Origin of the sequence: Rhodobacter sp. SGA-6-6, from assembly GCF_011043545.1 — a bacterium.
GTDB lineage: Bacteria > Pseudomonadota > Alphaproteobacteria > Rhodobacterales > Rhodobacteraceae > Pseudogemmobacter.
In genome coordinates this window covers 239263-254174 of sequence record NZ_JAAKGP010000001.1, presented here as the reverse complement: position 1 = coordinate 254174, position 14912 = coordinate 239263, and the positions used below count along the sequence as shown (strand labels likewise).

At 69.3% G+C, this 14912-nt stretch carries 15 protein-coding genes; 10 read left to right on the top strand and 5 right to left on the bottom strand.

Translation table 11 applies throughout. The annotated features are described in order from the left end of the window. Position 1 precedes the first annotated feature (1 nt). The gene (locus tag G5B31_RS01150; RefSeq protein ID WP_165012959.1) at positions 2-3091 is read left to right on the top strand and encodes a DNA translocase FtsK 4TM domain-containing protein; all 3090 of its coding nucleotides are present in this window, start codon (positions 2-4) and stop codon (positions 3089-3091) included. Between the two features lie 99 nt (positions 3092-3190). Here the strand turns inward: G5B31_RS01150 and G5B31_RS01145 are convergent, their stop codons facing one another. Beyond that, complete coding sequence (locus G5B31_RS01145) at positions 3191-3985, bottom strand: phytanoyl-CoA dioxygenase family protein (protein ID WP_240904226.1); 795 nt, start codon at positions 3983-3985, stop codon at positions 3191-3193. Positions 3986-4231: 246 nt separating this feature from the next. Next, positions 4232-4843 carry a class I SAM-dependent methyltransferase gene (locus tag G5B31_RS01140; protein WP_165012957.1) on the bottom strand — a complete coding sequence of 204 codons (612 nt, stop codon included), beginning with the start codon at positions 4841-4843 and terminating at the stop codon, positions 4232-4234. Positions 4844-5053: 210 nt separating this feature from the next. Here G5B31_RS01140 and G5B31_RS01135 point away from each other — a divergent pair, with 210 nt between their 5' ends. Next, a complete protein-coding gene (locus G5B31_RS01135; protein ID WP_165012955.1) occupies positions 5054-5671 on the top strand; it encodes an outer membrane lipoprotein carrier protein LolA in 618 nt (205 codons plus the stop codon). 330 nt (positions 5672-6001) lie between these two features. Here G5B31_RS01135 and G5B31_RS01130 read toward each other — a convergent pair whose 3' ends face one another. Next, positions 6002-6586 (bottom strand): lytic transglycosylase, encoded by a 585-nt coding sequence (locus G5B31_RS01130; protein ID WP_165012953.1) that lies wholly within the window; start codon positions 6584-6586, stop codon positions 6002-6004. A gap of 216 nt (positions 6587-6802) precedes the next feature. Between G5B31_RS01130 and hspQ the strand changes: the two genes are divergently transcribed. The 3 genes from hspQ (at position 6803) to G5B31_RS01115 (ending at position 8009) form a co-directional block, all read left to right on the top strand. Further along, a complete protein-coding gene (hspQ, locus tag G5B31_RS01125) occupies positions 6803-7129 on the top strand; it encodes a heat shock protein HspQ (protein ID WP_165012951.1) in 327 nt (108 codons plus the stop codon). A gap of 81 nt (positions 7130-7210) precedes the next feature. Further along, the gene (locus G5B31_RS01120; RefSeq protein ID WP_165012949.1) at positions 7211-7546 is read left to right on the top strand and encodes an STAS domain-containing protein; all 336 of its coding nucleotides are present in this window, start codon (positions 7211-7213) and stop codon (positions 7544-7546) included. Next, positions 7536-8009 carry an ATP-binding protein gene (locus G5B31_RS01115; protein ID WP_165012947.1) on the top strand — a complete coding sequence of 158 codons (474 nt, stop codon included), beginning with the start codon at positions 7536-7538 and terminating at the stop codon, positions 8007-8009. Before G5B31_RS01120 ends, G5B31_RS01115 begins: the two co-directional genes overlap by 11 nt. Before the next feature lie 176 nt (positions 8010-8185). On the opposite strand, the gene G5B31_RS01110 is transcribed toward G5B31_RS01115, so the two are convergent. Then, entirely contained in the window at positions 8186-8353 is a 168-nt protein-coding gene (locus G5B31_RS01110; RefSeq protein WP_165012945.1) for a hypothetical protein, read from the bottom strand. Between the two features lie 69 nt (positions 8354-8422). Here G5B31_RS01110 and G5B31_RS01105 point away from each other — a divergent pair, with 69 nt between their 5' ends. From G5B31_RS01105 to G5B31_RS01085, 5 genes are read left to right on the top strand one after another with little or no spacing between them, the layout of a single operon-like run. Beyond that, positions 8423-9994: a gamma-glutamyltransferase family protein gene (locus G5B31_RS01105; RefSeq protein WP_165012943.1), complete on the top strand. Its 1572-nt coding sequence runs from the start codon at positions 8423-8425 to the stop codon at positions 9992-9994. Beyond that, entirely contained in the window at positions 9995-10447 is a 453-nt protein-coding gene (locus tag G5B31_RS01100) for a GAF domain-containing protein (protein WP_165012941.1), read from the top strand. Next, the gene (locus tag G5B31_RS01095; RefSeq protein WP_240904225.1) at positions 10444-11217 is read left to right on the top strand and encodes a GFA family protein; all 774 of its coding nucleotides are present in this window, start codon (positions 10444-10446) and stop codon (positions 11215-11217) included. Before G5B31_RS01100 ends, G5B31_RS01095 begins: the two co-directional genes overlap by 4 nt. A gap of 59 nt (positions 11218-11276) precedes the next feature. After that, positions 11277-12173: a homocysteine S-methyltransferase family protein gene (locus G5B31_RS01090; protein ID WP_165012939.1), complete on the top strand. Its 897-nt coding sequence runs from the start codon at positions 11277-11279 to the stop codon at positions 12171-12173. Next, positions 12170-12823, top strand: a complete 654-nt coding sequence (locus G5B31_RS01085; protein WP_165012937.1) for an RluA family pseudouridine synthase — start codon at positions 12170-12172, stop codon at positions 12821-12823. Before G5B31_RS01090 ends, G5B31_RS01085 begins: the two co-directional genes overlap by 4 nt. Here the strand turns inward: G5B31_RS01085 and G5B31_RS01080 are convergent. Further along, positions 12820-14799 (bottom strand): FAD-dependent oxidoreductase, encoded by a 1980-nt coding sequence (locus tag G5B31_RS01080; protein ID WP_165012935.1) that lies wholly within the window; start codon positions 14797-14799, stop codon positions 12820-12822. The two genes, G5B31_RS01085 and G5B31_RS01080, sit on opposite strands and share 4 nt — an antisense overlap. Positions 14800-14912 lie beyond the last annotated feature (113 nt).

The window sequence follows — 14912 nt, the reverse complement described above, 5'->3', positions numbered from 1 at the left end:
AATGGCATCCTATCAGGCACGGCAGCGCGATCCGCTTCTGGACCAGGGCACCCAGGCCATGCTGGAGCGCCGCTCGCGCGAGTTGCTGGGCATCGTCCTGGTGCTGGTCGGGCTGGCCTTCGCCGTCCTGCTGGGCAGCTACTCGCCCGACGATCCGGGCTGGATGGTCGCCACGGAAGAACCCGCCCGCAACATGCTGGGCCGCTTCGGCGCGGCGGTGTCCTCGACCCTGATCATCCTGATCGGGCGCGGGGCCTGGTGCATCCCGCTGATCCTTCTGGCCTGGGGGATGCGCTTCATCCTGCATCGCGGCGGCGAACGGGCGCTGGCCCGCATCGTCTTTGCCGTGATCGCGGTGGCGCTGGCCTCGGCCTATTCCGCCACGCTGGCCACGCCTTCCGACTGGCCGCACGCCTTCGGCCTGGGCGGGCTGTTCGGCGATACCGTGGCAGGCGCGCTGGTGGGGGTGATCCCCGGCTCGCTGGGCTTCGGGCTGAAACTGCTGTCGGTGCTGGCCTTCGTCGGGCTGGTGGCGATGATGCTCTACGTCACCGGCTTCGACCGGGCGGAACTGCGGGCGATCCGCTGGTTCCTGCTGACCGGCTCGGTGATGGGTTATTCTTGGGCGATGAACGCCATGGGCAAGGGCGGCGCCGTGGCGCTGACCGGCGCGATGCGCGGCGCCCGCGGGTTGCAGGAGCGCGCCGCCGCCCATCGGGCCGCCCGCAGCGCCGAGGTGGTCCAGGGCGGCTGGGAAGAGCCGCCGGTGCTGGTCTCCGCCGCCCGTGTCCGCCGTGCCGCGCCACCGGTGACGGCGGAGCCAAGCTACGACGCCTACGAGCCCGAGCCGCTGGCCGCCGCCCCGGCCTGGAACGCGCCTTCCACCCTGCGCGCCGAGCCGCGTCGCTTCGAGGCGCCGGCCGAGCTGCCGAAGGAGAAGCTGGGCTTTCTGACCCGCCTGCGCCGCGTGGTGGAGCCGGAGCCGGAACTGGTGGAGCCGATGCTGGCCGAGGCCGCCTCCGAGGCGGACCTGCCGACCGAGGACCGGATCAAGGCCCGCATCTCGGACGTGATCCGCAACCGCGCCCGCGGCGTCGGCCCGGCCATCGCCCCAGGGCTGACCCCGCTGCAGGCCGCCGTCGCCGCCCGCCGGGCCGAGCCGCCGGTGATGCGCCCGCGCGGCCCCGTGCCGCTTCTGGCCGACACCCGCCCCGGCACCGTGCCGATGGAGCCGCCGGTGACCGCCGCCCGCGCCCCCGCGGCGATGGAGCCGCCGCCGCTGGTCGCCCCGGTGCCCGGGTTCCATGCCCATCCCCGCATGGCCCCGCAGCCCGCGCCGGAGAACATGTTCACCGCCGAGGAGGCCGACTGGCAGGAACCCTGGGACGAGACCGCCGCCGACTGGCAGCCGGACGAGGATTACGAGCCGGACTACGACCCGGCCCCCGTCGCCCCCCGGGTGGCGCCGATGACGCTGGACCGCCGTCCCATCGTGCAGGCCCCGGCGAAGAAGCCGGTCCAGCCCTCCACCCGCGCCATGGCCGAAGCGCAGCCCCGCCTGCGCTTCGACGAGCCGGCGCAGGTTTACGAACTGCCGCCGCTGTCGCTTTTGGCCAATCCGGTCAGCATCCAGCGCAGCCAGCTGTCCGACGAGGCGCTGGAGGAAAACGCAAGGATGCTGGAATCCGTGCTGGACGACTACGGCGTGAAGGGCGAGATCGTCTCGGTCCGCCCCGGCCCGGTGGTCACCATGTATGAACTGGAACCCGCTCCGGGCCTGAAGGCCAGCCGGGTGATCGGCCTGGCCGACGACATCGCCCGCAGCATGTCGGCGCTTTCGGCCCGCGTCTCCACCGTGCCCGGCCGCAGCGTCATCGGGATCGAGCTGCCGAATGCCCACCGCGAGAAGGTGGTGCTGAAGGAAATCCTCGCCGCCCGCGACTTCGGCGACAGCCAGATGCGGCTGCCCTTGGCGCTCGGCAAGGACATTGGCGGCGATCCCATCGTGGCGAACCTGGCCAAGATGCCCCACCTGCTGATCGCCGGGACCACCGGCTCGGGCAAATCCGTCGCCATCAACACCATGATCCTGAGCCTCCTCTACAAGCTGACGCCCGAGGAATGCCGGCTGATCATGATCGACCCGAAGATGCTGGAACTGTCGGTCTACGACGGCATCCCGCATCTCCTCTCCCCCGTCGTCACCGACCCGAAGAAGGCGGTGGTCGCCCTGAAATGGGTGGTGGGCGAGATGGAGGAGCGCTACCGCAAGATGTCCAAGATGGGCGTGCGCAACATCGAGGGCTACAACGGTCGGGTGCGCGAGGCGCTGGCGAAGAACGAACTGTTCAAGCGCACCATCCAGACCGGCTTCGACGAGGACACCGGCGATCCGGTCTTCGAGACCGAGGAATATGCCCCCGTCGCCTTCCCCTATATCGTGGTCATCGTCGACGAGATGGCCGACCTGATGATGGTGGCCGGCAAGGAGATCGAGGCCTGCATCCAGCGGCTGGCGCAGATGGCGCGGGCCTCCGGCATCCACCTGATCATGGCGACGCAGCGGCCTTCGGTGGACGTGATCACCGGCACGATCAAGGCCAACTTCCCGACGCGGATCTCCTTCCAGGTGACGTCCAAGATCGACAGCCGCACCATCCTGGGCGAGCAGGGGGCCGAGCAGCTTCTGGGCCAGGGCGACATGCTCTACATGGGCAACGGCCAGCGCATCGCCCGCATCCACGGGCCCTTCGTCTCGGACGAGGAGGTCGAGGAGATCGTCAACCACCTGAAGAGCTTCGGCCCGCCGACCTATATGTCCGGCGTGGTGGAAGGCCCGGACGAGGACGCGGCCTCGGACATCGACATGGTGCTGGGGCTGGGGTCGGGCGAGGGCGGCGACGACGCGCTCTACGACCAGGCGGTGGCGATCGTGGCGAAGGACCGCAAGTGCTCGACCAGCTACATCCAGCGCAAGCTGGGCATCGGCTACAACAAGGCCGCAAGGCTGGTGGAGCAGATGGAGGAGCAGGGCGTGGTGACGCCGGCGAACCACGTCGGCAAGCGGGAAATTCTGGTCCCGGAGACGTGAGGCACGGGCCGCCCGGATTGCCGGGCGGCTGGAGCCGATTGCGGACGGTCTCCGGATGATACCGGGGGCCGTCACCCGGCCCCCGGAAGGTTACAGGGTTCAGAACGTCAACCCGCAGGCTTTGCGGATCGCGATCTGGACCGGCGAGGGCGGCAGGGCCGGGTCGAATTCAGCCTTCGGCAGCAGCGGGGGTTGCGCCATGAAGCGCGGCCTTGTCCCCCGATGGGGCTGGGCTGCATGGACGAGGAACGGGTGGCACAGATAGACCGTGCCCGCCGCCCCGGTTGCAAGCTCCTGGGGGCACCCGGCGGTCGATGACCAGCCTCCTGCCGAAAGCTGCCGCAGGGTCGCGCCCGCTTCGCCATGGGGCAGCAGTTCGCGGGCGATGGCCATGTGCGAGCCTTTCCTGATCCGCGTGGGAGCGTCGTCGGGGCCGACATCCGAGAACAGGAACAGCATCAGCAACGCCCGGCCGCTGCTTTTCACGTTGACCCGCCAGTCCATGAAATCGGCGCTGTCGCCGAAACTCATGTCGACATGCCAGCCATCGTCGCCGGGAGCGTCGGGCGAAGGGAAGCGGATCGGGAAAGTTCCCAATCCCCGCGGAGCGATCCAGCGCCCCTGCCCGGCAAGCTGATCGTAGGCCCGGTGCAGACGCGGCGTATTGGCGGCCTGAACGAAAGCGGGCGTGGCCATCGACGCGATCCGTATGACGGGTTGCGTCCAATGCTGCGGTTCGTCGGGGGAAAGACCCGTCGCGGCCCATAGCTCGTCCCTGCACCGTCTTGCCAGATCGGCAGGAAAGGCGTTGTCCATCCTGACAAAGCCGTCATCGATGAAACCCTGGACCTGACCCCCGGTCAGGCCGCCTTGTGTGGAATTCGGCATATCCATTCTCCATCCGGCGCTCGCATCGGCGGCGCCTTGCGTTGATCTGATGGCGCAGGCGCGCCAGCGGCTGGGCCGGTCAGATCAGCGGGAAGAATGTGGACATGAACATCATGGCACCAATCTAGGATGAAAATCGGCGAGCGCAAGCGAGGCACAACCATGGCTGCGAACGGCGGCCCCCTCCCGCAAGGCCGTCATCCGGCTCGGCGGCGACCGGCTTCCCTCGGCACCGGCTGCCGGCGACCTCCCTCAGACCCGCTCCAGCACCAGCCAGGTCATCACCCCCAGCGGCGGCAGCGGCCGGCAGTCCACCATCCGCAGCCGCGGATCGCCCAGGACCCGGGCGATGGGGAAATCCGCCTCCCAGCCCAGGTGGTGGCGCAGCGGGTGGATCAGCCGCTCGGCCAGTTTCAGCGCGCCCTTCTCGGCGGCGAAATGGTTGGTGATCAGCACATGCGCGCCGGGGCGGCAGACCCGGGCGATCTCGGACAGCGCCTTTTCGGGATCGGGCACCACCGACAGCACATGCATCGCCGACACCGTGTCGAAACTGGCGTCCGGGAAGTCCAGCGCCTGCGCATCCATCTGCCGCAGGGTGACGTTGTCCATCCGCCGCTCGCGCACCTTCTCTTCGGCCCGCGCCAGCATCTCGGCGGAGAAGTCGATGCCGGTGATCCTGACCCCGGGGCCGTAGAGCGGCAGCGCCAGCCCGGTGCCGACGCCGACCTCCAGCACCTCGCCGCCGCGGGCGGTGGCATGGGCGGCGGCGCGCAGCCGGCCCTCCTGCAACAGCCGTCCGAAGACGGAATCATAGACCGGCGCCCAGCGTTTGTAGGAGGCGGTCACGGCAGCGGCTTTCATCTGGTTCTCCACAGGCTGGCACTGGACTGCGCTCCGGTCGCGGGACTGCCCCCGGAGCGCGGGCGAAATCTCGGGGCGAAGCGACGCGGCGTCAACCCCGGGTTGCGGCCGGACGGCAAAGCACCGCCCGGCGTCACGGCGCCGGCACAAAGCCGCGAGCATTGTTGCAGGGGGATTCCCGCAAGCGGAGGCGTGACTTATATAGGGGGCATGAACCGTCGCACCCTGTTCCTCGCCCCCGCCCTTCTGACACCGGCCGCCTTGCTGGCCTTTTCGGCCCCCGTCCTGGCCGAGAAGCTTTCGCTGGGCACGCTGTCGAAATACCTCAACGGCCTGACCACCGTCGAAGCCGACTTCACCCAGGTGAACTCGGACGGCTCGGTCTCGACCGGGCGGATCTTCATCAAGCGGCCGGGGCGGGTGCGCTTCGAATACAACCCGCCGGACAAGGCGCTGGTGCTGGCGGGCGGCCAGCAGGTCGCCATCTTCGACGGCAAGTCCAACGTCCCGCCCGAGCAGTATCCGCTGAAGCGCACGCCGCTGAACCTGATCCTCGCCGCCAACATCGACCTCGGCCGGGCGAAGATGGTGGTGGGCCACAGCGCCGACGCCACCTCCACCCGGGTCAAGGCGCAGGACCCCGAGCACCCGGAATACGGCACCATCGAGCTGGTGTTCTCGGCCGATCCGGTGGAGCTGCGGCAATGGGTGATCACCGACGACCTGGGCCAGCAGACCACGGTGATCCTCGGGACGATGAAGAAGGGCGGCTCGCTGGGCGAGGGGATGTTCTCGATCACCAACGAGAAGAACAAGCGGGGGCTCTGATCCCTTGCCTGCGAGGCGGAGGGAGCCTGTCGCCATCCCCGTGATGACAGTCGCGCTTGCCTTTGGCGAAGGCCATCGCCTTCGCCATCACGCAACGGTTCACCTTGTTCGGCCGGGACCATAAGTCCTGGCCAGCGCCCGCCCCGCCCTCGGCGGGCGCTTCTCGCCCGCCGGGTCGGGCGCTGGCCTCTCGGGGTTATGTGCCGCTACCGTTTCCGAGTGAGACCGTCCGCACGGGCGGGGGCGAGGCAGTGCCTCGCCTGTTCCCGCCCGAGGAGAGCCGGTTTTCCTGCCCCAGGGAAAGCTCGGCAGCAGCAGGATAACCCGCCCCTACCGGCAATAGGCCAGCTGACCCCGATACATCTCCGACCGGGCGCCGACCTTCGCCGCCACTTCCACCAGCCAGGGCTTGCCCAGATAGGACTGGTTGGAATAGCCGGTGCGGCCCTCGTGATAGGCCAGGTATTGCGCCTCGGCATCGTCCAGCGGGATGCCCAGCTTGCGGGTGGTCTCGGTGAAATACCAACCCATGAAATCGGTGGCGTCGCCGATGTCGTCGCGCTTGGCGCGGCGGCCGCCCTCCGACGCCTGGTATTCCTCCCAGGTGCCGTTCAGCGCCTGGCTGTAGCCGTAGGCGGTGCTCTGCCGGCCCATCGGGATCACCCCGAGCGCCCAGCGGTGCGGCGTCTGCGCATTGCCGATAAACTTCGATTCCTGGTGGATCACCGCCATCTGCACATGCACCGGCACGCCCCATCTGCGCTCGGTCGCCTTCATCGCCCGCAGGTAATGCGGCCGTTCGCGGATGATCGCGCAAGCATCGTCCAGCTGACGCGGCGCCGCATACTGACGGCTGCCCCCGCCGCAGGCGGCAAGCAGCAGCAACAGCACCGACGCACGGAGAAACCTGCTCATCTGCCCCTCGTGCATTCTTGTTTTGCGGCCAGTCTAGCCGAAAGCAATGCCAAGGAAAACCGGGGAAAACCCGGCACCTGCATCAGGAATGCGCGAGCGGCGGCGTCCCGCACTGTGAGTCAGGGGGCCACAGACTGTTTCCCGCCGCTGCCGCCCCGACGGATGGACAGGAATTTGCCAAGGGTTTACTAACCCCGGATGGGGGACTCTCGCGCGATGTTCATGACTGAGGCCAAGTATCACATCGGCCAGGTGCTGCGTCACCGGAAGCATCCCTTCCGCGGCGTGGTCTTCGACGTCGATGCGATGTTCTCGAACACCGAGGAATGGTATCAGAACATCCCCGAGGACAGCCGCCCCTCGAAGGACCAGCCCTTCTACCACCTGCTGGCCGAGAACGAGCAGAGCTATTACGTCGCCTATGTCTCCGAGCAGAACCTGGTGCCCGACGACACCGGAGAGCCGGTGGACCATCCCGACCTCGGCGACCTGTTCGGCGATTTCGAGGATGGCCGCTATCCGCTGCAGTTCCAGCTGAACTGAGGGCGGAAACCCTTTTCCCGCTTACCGCTTGTCAACCCTTGCCCCCTAGCCTTGGCGTCACGCCGCAAGAAGGGAAGGGCCATGCAACTCAAATCCGCCATGAACGGCACCACGCTCGTCATCCGCGTGGCCGAGGACCGGATCGACGCCGCCGGCGCGATCCAGTTCAAGGAACGGATGCGCGACCTGATCCAGCTGGCCAGCCAGCGGGTCATCCTCGACCTCGGCCAAGTGCATTTCCTCGATTCCTCCGGCCTCGGCGCCGTGGTCGCGGTGATGAAGCTCCTGGCGCCGGACCGGAAGCTGGAGCTTGCGGGGCTGACCCCCACCGTTGCCAAGGTCTTCCGGCTGACCCGGATGGATTCGGTCTTCACCATCCACCCGGCGCTTGCCGAAGGCTTGCGGAATGCGGGCTGACGACCTCGCCGACACCGCCCCGGCGGAGGCGCGCTTCCGCCTGACCGCCGACGCGCTGTCGGTGTGCGACGGGCTGCGGCAGGCGTTCTCGGCCGAGCCGCTGCTGTCGCTCTCCGCCGAGGACCGCGGCACCGCCGAGATCGTGCTCGCCGAGGTGCTGAACAACGTCGTCGAACATGCCTATGCCGCGGGCGGCGGCCCGATCCTGCTGGCGTTGTCGCTGGGCGAGGGGCTGCTGCAGTGCCGGGTGGAGGACGAGGGCGCGCCCATGCCCGGCGGCGCCTTGCCGGCGGGCCGGCCCGGCGATCCGGCGGCCCTGCCGGAGGGCGGATTCGGCTGGCACCTGATTCGCCTGCTCTGCCAGGGCCTGCGGTATGAACGCGCAGGGGGCAGGAACCTGCTGAGTTTCTCCCTGCCTGCGGAACGATCCCGGGGCCGGGCCGGGGATTGTCCCCGGTCTTAGGAAAGTGACGTCATCCTGCCATCTTTTCCCCCTAAATCCGCCGCCGCGGACCCCCATATGGGACCCGTAGCTGCATAAGGCTTCACCTCGGCGCCGGGATCAACAGCCCCCACCCAGTCCCGGCGCCGGGGTTCTCCGATCTGGCGGAACCTGTTTCCGAAAGGCCCGCCGCGAGTCTACGTCTTTCCCTTCCCCGTCGAGCATTCGCGCAACGCTGCCGCGGCGGCCTTGGCCTGCTGCCGCAGAAACGCTTCCCCCTTCATGCTCTTGCGCAACCTCCCCGTCGATTTCTGCGCAGAAATCGACCCGAAATCCGCGCGGATTTCGCGGCTGAATTTGCGCAACCTCCGCCTCCCCTCCGGCTTTCGCCCCGGCGCGATCCCCGCTAGGCTGGCCGGCAAGAGGAGACAGACATGCGCGATTTCCACCTGCCCGGGCGGTCCACCGTCCATGCCCTGAACGGCATGGCCGCCACATCGCACCCGCTGGCCAGCCTGACCGCTATCGACACGCTGAGGGCGGGCGGCAATGCCGTCGATGCGGCGCTGGCGGCGGCCTTCGTCCTCGGCCTGGCCGAGCCGCAGATGACCGGGATCGGCGGCGACTGCTTCATCTTGCTGAAACCGGCCGGAACCGAGGACGTTATCGCGTTGAACGGCTCCGGCCGTGCGCCCAAGGGCCTGTCGGCCGAGGCGCTGCGGGCCGGGGGCCACGACCGGATGCCGCTGCACGGGGTGCACACCGTCACCCTGCCCGGCGCCATCGACGCCTTCTGCCGCCTCCACGCCGACCATGGCCGGCTGGACTGGGACCGTCTGCTGGCCCCCGCCATCGCCTGCGCCGAGGAGGGCGTGCCCGTCGCCCCGCGCACCGCCTTCGACTGGGCCGCCGACCTGCCCGTGTTGCAGGGCCGCGCGCGCGAGATCTACAGCCTCAGTGGCCGCGCCCCACGGGTGGGCGAGGTCTTCCGCAACCCGCTGCAGGCCGAGGTGCTGCGGCGCATCGCGCGCGAGGGCCGCAGGGGCTTCTACGAGGGCGAGGTGGCCGAGGACATGATCGCCTCGCTCCGCGCCCTCGGCGGCAGCCATACGCTGGACGATCTGGCCGCCACCGCCTGCGACTATACCCGGCCGCTGAGCGGAACCTACGGCGGGCTGGAACTGCTGGAGCATCCGCCGAACGGGCAGGGAGCGACGGCGATCCTGCTGTTGAACATCCTGAAGAATTTCGACCTCGCCGCGCTGGCCCCGCTGGGTGCGCAGCGTGCGCATCTGGAGGCCGAGGCGGCGAAGCTGGCCTACGACGCGCGCGACCGTTTCATCGCCGATCCCGCGCCGCGGCTGGACCACATGCTGGACCAGTCCACCGCCGATGCGCTGGCAAGGCTGATCGACCCGGACCGCGCCATGGCCGATCCGGCCCCGCTGGCCGAGGCGGTCCACAAGGACACCGTCTACCTGACCGTGGTGGACCGCGACCGCATGGCGGTCTCGCTGATCTATTCGATCTTCTGGGGCTTCGGCTCCGGCCTCGCCTCCGACAGGTTCGGCATCAACTTCCAGAATCGCGGCGCCGGGTTCACCCTGACCCCGGGCCATCCGAACGAGGCCGGGCCGGGCAAGCGGCCGATGCACACGATCATCCCCGGCATGATCCGCGAAAACGGCCGCGTCACCATGCCCTTCGGGGTGATGGGCGGGGCCTACCAGCCCACCGGCCATGCCCGCTTCGTGTCGAACCTCGCCGATTACGGCATGGACCCGCAGGCCGCCATCGACGCCCCGCGCTGCTTCGCCGGGCCCGAGGGGCTGGAGGTCGAACGCGGCTACAGCGTCGGGACGCGCGAGGCGCTGGCGCGGATGGGACATTCCCTGTCGATTCCCGCCATACCGCTGGGCGGCGCGCAGGCCATCCTGATCGGGCAGGACGGGGGGCTGACCGGCGCATCGGACCCGCGGAAAGACGGCTGCGCATTGGGGTATTGAATGGATTACGACGAGGCCACCAAGGAAATCCTGGCCATCACCCATGGCGAGACCGATGCCGTCTCGCTGATGGCGACGCTGGCCTGCGAGATCCACCACCGCCACCCGAAGTCCGACTGGACCGGATTCTACCGCGTGGTGGCGCCGGATCTGCTGAAGATCGGCCCCTATCAGGGCGGCCACGGCTGCCTTGTCATCCCCTTCTCGCGCGGGGTCTGCGGCGCCTGCGCCCGCACCGGGGAAATCCAGAACGTGCCGGATGTCGATGCCTTCCCCGGCCACATCGCCTGTTCCTCCACCACCCGGTCCGAACTGGTGCTGCCGGTGCGCAACGGCGCGGGGGAGTTGCTGGGCGTCCTCGACCTCGACAGCAACAGCCCCGCCGCCTTCACCAGGGCCGACGAGGACTGGCTGGTGCCGCTGCTGGCCACCGTGTTCGAGGGGGCGAAATGATCCATCGCGGCTCCTGCCTCTGCGGCGCGGTGACGTTCGAGGCCGCTGCGCCGCTGCGCCCGGTGGTCGATTGCCATTGCACCCAATGCCGCAAGCAATCCGGCCATTTCTGGGCCGCCACGTCGGCCCCGCATTCGACCTTCCGCATCACCAAGGACGAAGGGCTGGAGTGGTTCCGCGCCAGCCCCACCGCCAACCGCGGCTTCTGCCGGGACTGCGGCAGCTTCCTGTTCTGGCAGGCCGAGGGCGAGGACCGCATGTCCTTCGCCCCCGGCGCGCTGGACGGGCCGACCGGGCTGGAGACCGGCGAGAGCTGGTTCCACGAGGATGCGGGCGATTACTACGACCCGGCCGGCGGCCCGCCGCCGCGGCTGACCGACACCCCCTCGCTGCTGCACGGCGCCTGTCTTTGCGGCGCCAACCGCTTCACCCTGCCGGGGCCGATGGGCCGGGTCACCGCCTGCCATTGCACCCAATGCCGCAAGACCTCGGGCCATTACGCCGCCAGCTTCGATGCCCATGAATCGCAGCTGGACTGGCAGGCCCGGCATCTGGCGGAATACGTCACCCCCGGCGGCGGGCGGCGCGGCTTCTGCCCGGTCTGCGCCACCTCGCTGTTCTTCCGGGCCGCGGACGGCAGCTTCTCGGTCGAGGCGGGCTGCATCGACAATCCCACCGGCGGCCGGCTTGCCGCGCATATCTTCGTCGAGGACAAGGGCGACTACTATGCCCTGACCGACGGCTTGCTGCAGTTCCCGCACGGGGAATAGCGGCTTGATCTCGCCCGCCGCCCGGGTCTAGCTGGCCCGGAAGCGGCAGGAGACCCGGCATGGCACAGATCACCCTTCTCGACGGCGGTATGGGGCAGGAGCTGATCGCCCGGTCCGGCGACGATCCCGGCACGCTTTGGGCGACGCGGGTGATGATCGACCACCCCGGGCTGGTGCGGGCGATCCACGAGGATTACTTCGCCGCCGGGGCGACCGTCGCCACCACCAACACCTACAACATCCTGCACGACCGGCTGGAGCGCGACGGGCTGGATCACCTGTTCCACGCCCTGCACCTGCGCGCGCTGGCCGAGGCGCACGAGGCCCGGGCGGGGGCGAGGCGCGGCCTGATCGCGGGTTCCATGGGGCCGCTGGGGGAAAGCTACCGGCCCGACCTGACCCCGCCGGTCGAGGTCTCGGCCCCGCTTTACGCCGAGAAGGCCCGCATTCTCGGCCCGCATGTGGACCTGATCCTGATCGAAACGATCTCCTCGCTGGACCTCGCCCGTGGTGCGCTGAAGGGCGCGCAGGCGGCGGGAAAGCCGGTCTGGCTGTCGGTCTCGGTCGACGACCGCGACGGGGCGAGGCTGCGCTCGGGCGAGCCGGTCTCCGCTCTGGCCGATGTGCTGGCGGAGGCGCCGGCGGCGGCGGTGCTGGCCAATTGCTCGATGCCCGAGGCGATGGCAGCGGCGATGGAAGCGCTGCGGCCGCTCGGCCTGCCCTTCGGCGCCTATGCCAACGGGTTTTCCGAAATCTCCTCGCTGCCGTTGCCCGAGGAACGCCGCGCCCCGGCCTATTGCGCCCGCCACGACCTGACGCCGGAGGCCTATGCCGGTTTCGCCCTGCGGTGGGTGGAGATGGGCGCCACCATCGTCGGCGGCTGCTGCGAGGTCGGCCCCGCCCATATCCGCCATCTGGCCGACCGCCTGCGCGCCGCGGGCCACGGCATCGCATGATCCCGGATTTCGTCTACCGCCCCCCCGACGTGCCGCTGTCGATCCTGCACGAGGACCGGCATGTGCTGGTGCTGGACAAGCCTTCGGGGCTCCTGTCCGTTCCCGGCAAGCTGGAGGGGCGGCAGGATTGCCTGCTCTCGCGCCTGCAGGCCGCCCGCTGGGATGCGCTGCTGGTGCACCGACTGGATTGCGACACCTCGGGGGTGATGATCTTCGCCCGCACCAAGACGGCGCAGGGCTTCCTCGGACAGGAGTTCGAGCAGCGGCGGGCGCGGAAGACCTATGTCGCCCGGGTGGCGGGAGAGGTCGAGGGCGATCACGGCACCATCGACCTGCCGCTCTGCGCCGACTGGCCGAACCGGCCGCGGCAGATGGTCAGTCATGACCACGGCCGCCCGGCGGTGACCGACTGGCAGGTGATCGGCCGCGCAGCCGGAGAGACCCGGGTCCGCCTGACCCCGCATACCGGCCGCAGCCACCAGCTGCGGGTGCATATGCAGGAGCTTGGCCACCCGATCCTGGGCGACCCGATCTACGCCACCGGCGCGGCGAAGGACCACCCCCGGCTGATGCTGCACGCCCATACCCTGGCGCTGCACCATCCGGCGACGGGGGACTGGGTGGAATTCGCTGCTCCGCTGCCGTTCTAAAGCGCCAGCGCGACCTTGCGGCCGTCGTGGAAGGCGTAGGCCGCCAGCCGCGGGGCGGCGCAGTCGCCGATGCGGTGGACCTGCTTGCCGGGGAAAGCCTCCGGGTAGGGGTCGAAGCTGCGGTTGGTGGTGGACATCACCAGCGCCGAGGCCGGGATCAGCTCCTCCGCGCCGGTCAGCAGGCTGCGCACGGTGGCGCCATTGCCGTGCCAGCGGGCGATCAGGCTTTCGGTCAGGAACCGCGCCCCTTTCGCCGCCAGCGCCCGGCGGGCGGGGCCGTCGGCGGCGGTGCGGGCGATCTCCTTGCCGACGAAGGGCTCCGGCGTGACGATGGTGACGCGGTGGCCCTGCTCGGCCAGCCACCAGGCGGTGCCGACGCCGCGCCAGTTGCTGCCCTCGTCGTAGAGGATCACCTCGTCCCCGGGTCGCACCTCGCGCCGCAGGATCGCCTCGGGGCTGTGGACATGGCCGTTCTCCAGCCCCGGCAGCTGCGGCTCCTGCGGCAGCCAGCGCTGGAAGCCGGCCTCGTCGGGCAGCGAGCCGGTGGCGAGGATCACCACATCGGCCGGGTGGGCGGCGATCTCCTCCGCCTCCAGATAGGTGTTCAGCCGCAGGGTCACGCCGAGCCGGTCGAACTGGCGTTCATACCAGTCCAAGAGGTCCAGGATCTGTGCCCGCCGCGGCTGCTGCCCCGCCAGCCGGAACTGGCCGCCGATGACCGGCAGGGCCTCGACGATCTCGACCCTGTGGCCGCGTTCGGCGGCGGCGCGGGCGGCCTCCAGCCCCGCCGGGCCGGCACCGATCACGAGGACGGAACGCGGGGTTTCGGCGGGAGTGAAGCGGTCGCCGCCCCATTCGAACTCGCGCCCGGCCGAGGGATTGATCAGGCAGGAAATCCAGTAGTCGCGCGAGCGGCGGCCCCAGCACATCTGGTTGCACGACAGGCAGGGCCGGATGTCCTCGGCCCGGCCTTCCATCACCTTGCGGGCCAGATGCGGGTCGGCGATCTGGCCGCGGACGATGGAGACCAGATCGGCCTCGCCCGAGGCAAGGATGGTCTCGGCATTGTCCGGGGTGCGGATGCCGGCCTCGGAGGTGATCTTCGCGTGCTTCGCCAGCGCCTTCAGCTGCGCGGTCAGCGGCGTGGTCAGCTTCTCGGCATGGGTGAAGGGCGGGATGATGCCCTCGAATTCCAGATAGCTGCCGAAGCCGGTGGTCACATAGTCGACATGGCCGCTGCGGTCGTGCAACTCGACGATCTCGCACAGGGATTCCGCCGACAGCGTGGTGCCCGAGAAGGCGGGGGAATAGCTGATGGCCAAGCCCACCACGAAATCCTCGCCGCAGTCGCGGCGGATGCGCTCGATCAGTGTGCGGGAGAACCGGGTGCGGTTCTCCAGACTGCCGCCCCAGTCGTCGTCGCGGGTGTTGGACCACGGCGTCCAGAACTGGTCGATCAGCGAGTGATAGGCAGCCCAGACCTCCACCCCGTCGAAGCCGCAGGCCTTGGCGCGGCGGGCGGCGGCGGCATGGGCCTCCAGCAATTCCTCGATCTCGGCCACGGTCATCCGGTGGGAGCCGTCGGAATCGTGGTAGGACGGCCCGCCCGAGGGCGACCAGTGCGGCTGGAACGACAGGTCGGAATCGCCATGGGCGCCGATGTGGTAGATCTGCTGGATCGCCACCGCGCCGGCCTCCTTCACCTCTTCGGTGATGCGGCGGAAATGCGGGACGATGGCATCCGAGTCATGGGCGATGTTGCCGCGGGTCAGCACGCCGGTGCGATGCGCCGGCACCGGCTCGCAGACCACCATCGCTGCGCCGCCGAGGGCGCGTTCGGCCAGGTATTTCCCCTGCCGCGGGCCGGGAATGCCTTGGTCGGACATGTTGTTGGTATGGGCGCCGAAGACGATGCGGTTGCGCAAGGTATGGCCGCGCAACTGCAGGGGCGAGGTGAGGTGGCGGTGCGTCGTCATGGCTGCCTTCCCGGGTGCTGACAGGCGCAGGAAATCCGAAAATCGACATATGTGTCAAGTTTCACATGGACTGCTTCCGGCATCTTCTTTTCGGGCCTTCAGCCAAAGCACGA

Bases quoted from the DNA above. Each gene is read 5' to 3' on its own strand.
- G5B31_RS01130 (WP_165012953.1), bottom strand. From the start codon at position 6,586: ATGAGCAGGTTTCTCCGTGCGTCGGTGCTGTTGCTGCTGCTTGCCGCC.
- G5B31_RS01140 (WP_165012957.1), bottom strand. From the start codon at position 4,843: ATGAAAGCCGCTGCCGTGACCGCCTCCTACAAACGCTGGGCGCCGGTC.
- G5B31_RS01135 (WP_165012955.1), top strand. From the start codon at position 5,054: ATGAACCGTCGCACCCTGTTCCTCGCCCCCGCCCTTCTGACACCGGCC.
- G5B31_RS01150 (WP_165012959.1), top strand. From the start codon at position 2: ATGGCATCCTATCAGGCACGGCAGCGCGATCCGCTTCTGGACCAGGGC.
- G5B31_RS01100 (WP_165012941.1), top strand. From the start codon at position 9,995: ATGGATTACGACGAGGCCACCAAGGAAATCCTGGCCATCACCCATGGC.
- G5B31_RS01095 (WP_240904225.1), top strand. From the start codon at position 10,444: ATGATCCATCGCGGCTCCTGCCTCTGCGGCGCGGTGACGTTCGAGGCC.
- G5B31_RS01120 (WP_165012949.1), top strand. From the start codon at position 7,211: ATGCAACTCAAATCCGCCATGAACGGCACCACGCTCGTCATCCGCGTG.
- G5B31_RS01115 (WP_165012947.1), top strand. From the start codon at position 7,536: ATGCGGGCTGACGACCTCGCCGACACCGCCCCGGCGGAGGCGCGCTTC.
- G5B31_RS01105 (WP_165012943.1), top strand. From the start codon at position 8,423: ATGCGCGATTTCCACCTGCCCGGGCGGTCCACCGTCCATGCCCTGAAC.
- G5B31_RS01145 (WP_240904226.1), bottom strand. From the start codon at position 3,985: ATGGATATGCCGAATTCCACACAAGGCGGCCTGACCGGGGGTCAGGTC.
- hspQ (WP_165012951.1), top strand. From the start codon at position 6,803: ATGTTCATGACTGAGGCCAAGTATCACATCGGCCAGGTGCTGCGTCAC.
- G5B31_RS01085 (WP_165012937.1), top strand. From the start codon at position 12,170: ATGATCCCGGATTTCGTCTACCGCCCCCCCGACGTGCCGCTGTCGATC.
- G5B31_RS01090 (WP_165012939.1), top strand. From the start codon at position 11,277: ATGGCACAGATCACCCTTCTCGACGGCGGTATGGGGCAGGAGCTGATC.
- G5B31_RS01080 (WP_165012935.1), bottom strand. From the start codon at position 14,799: ATGACGACGCACCGCCACCTCACCTCGCCCCTGCAGTTGCGCGGCCAT.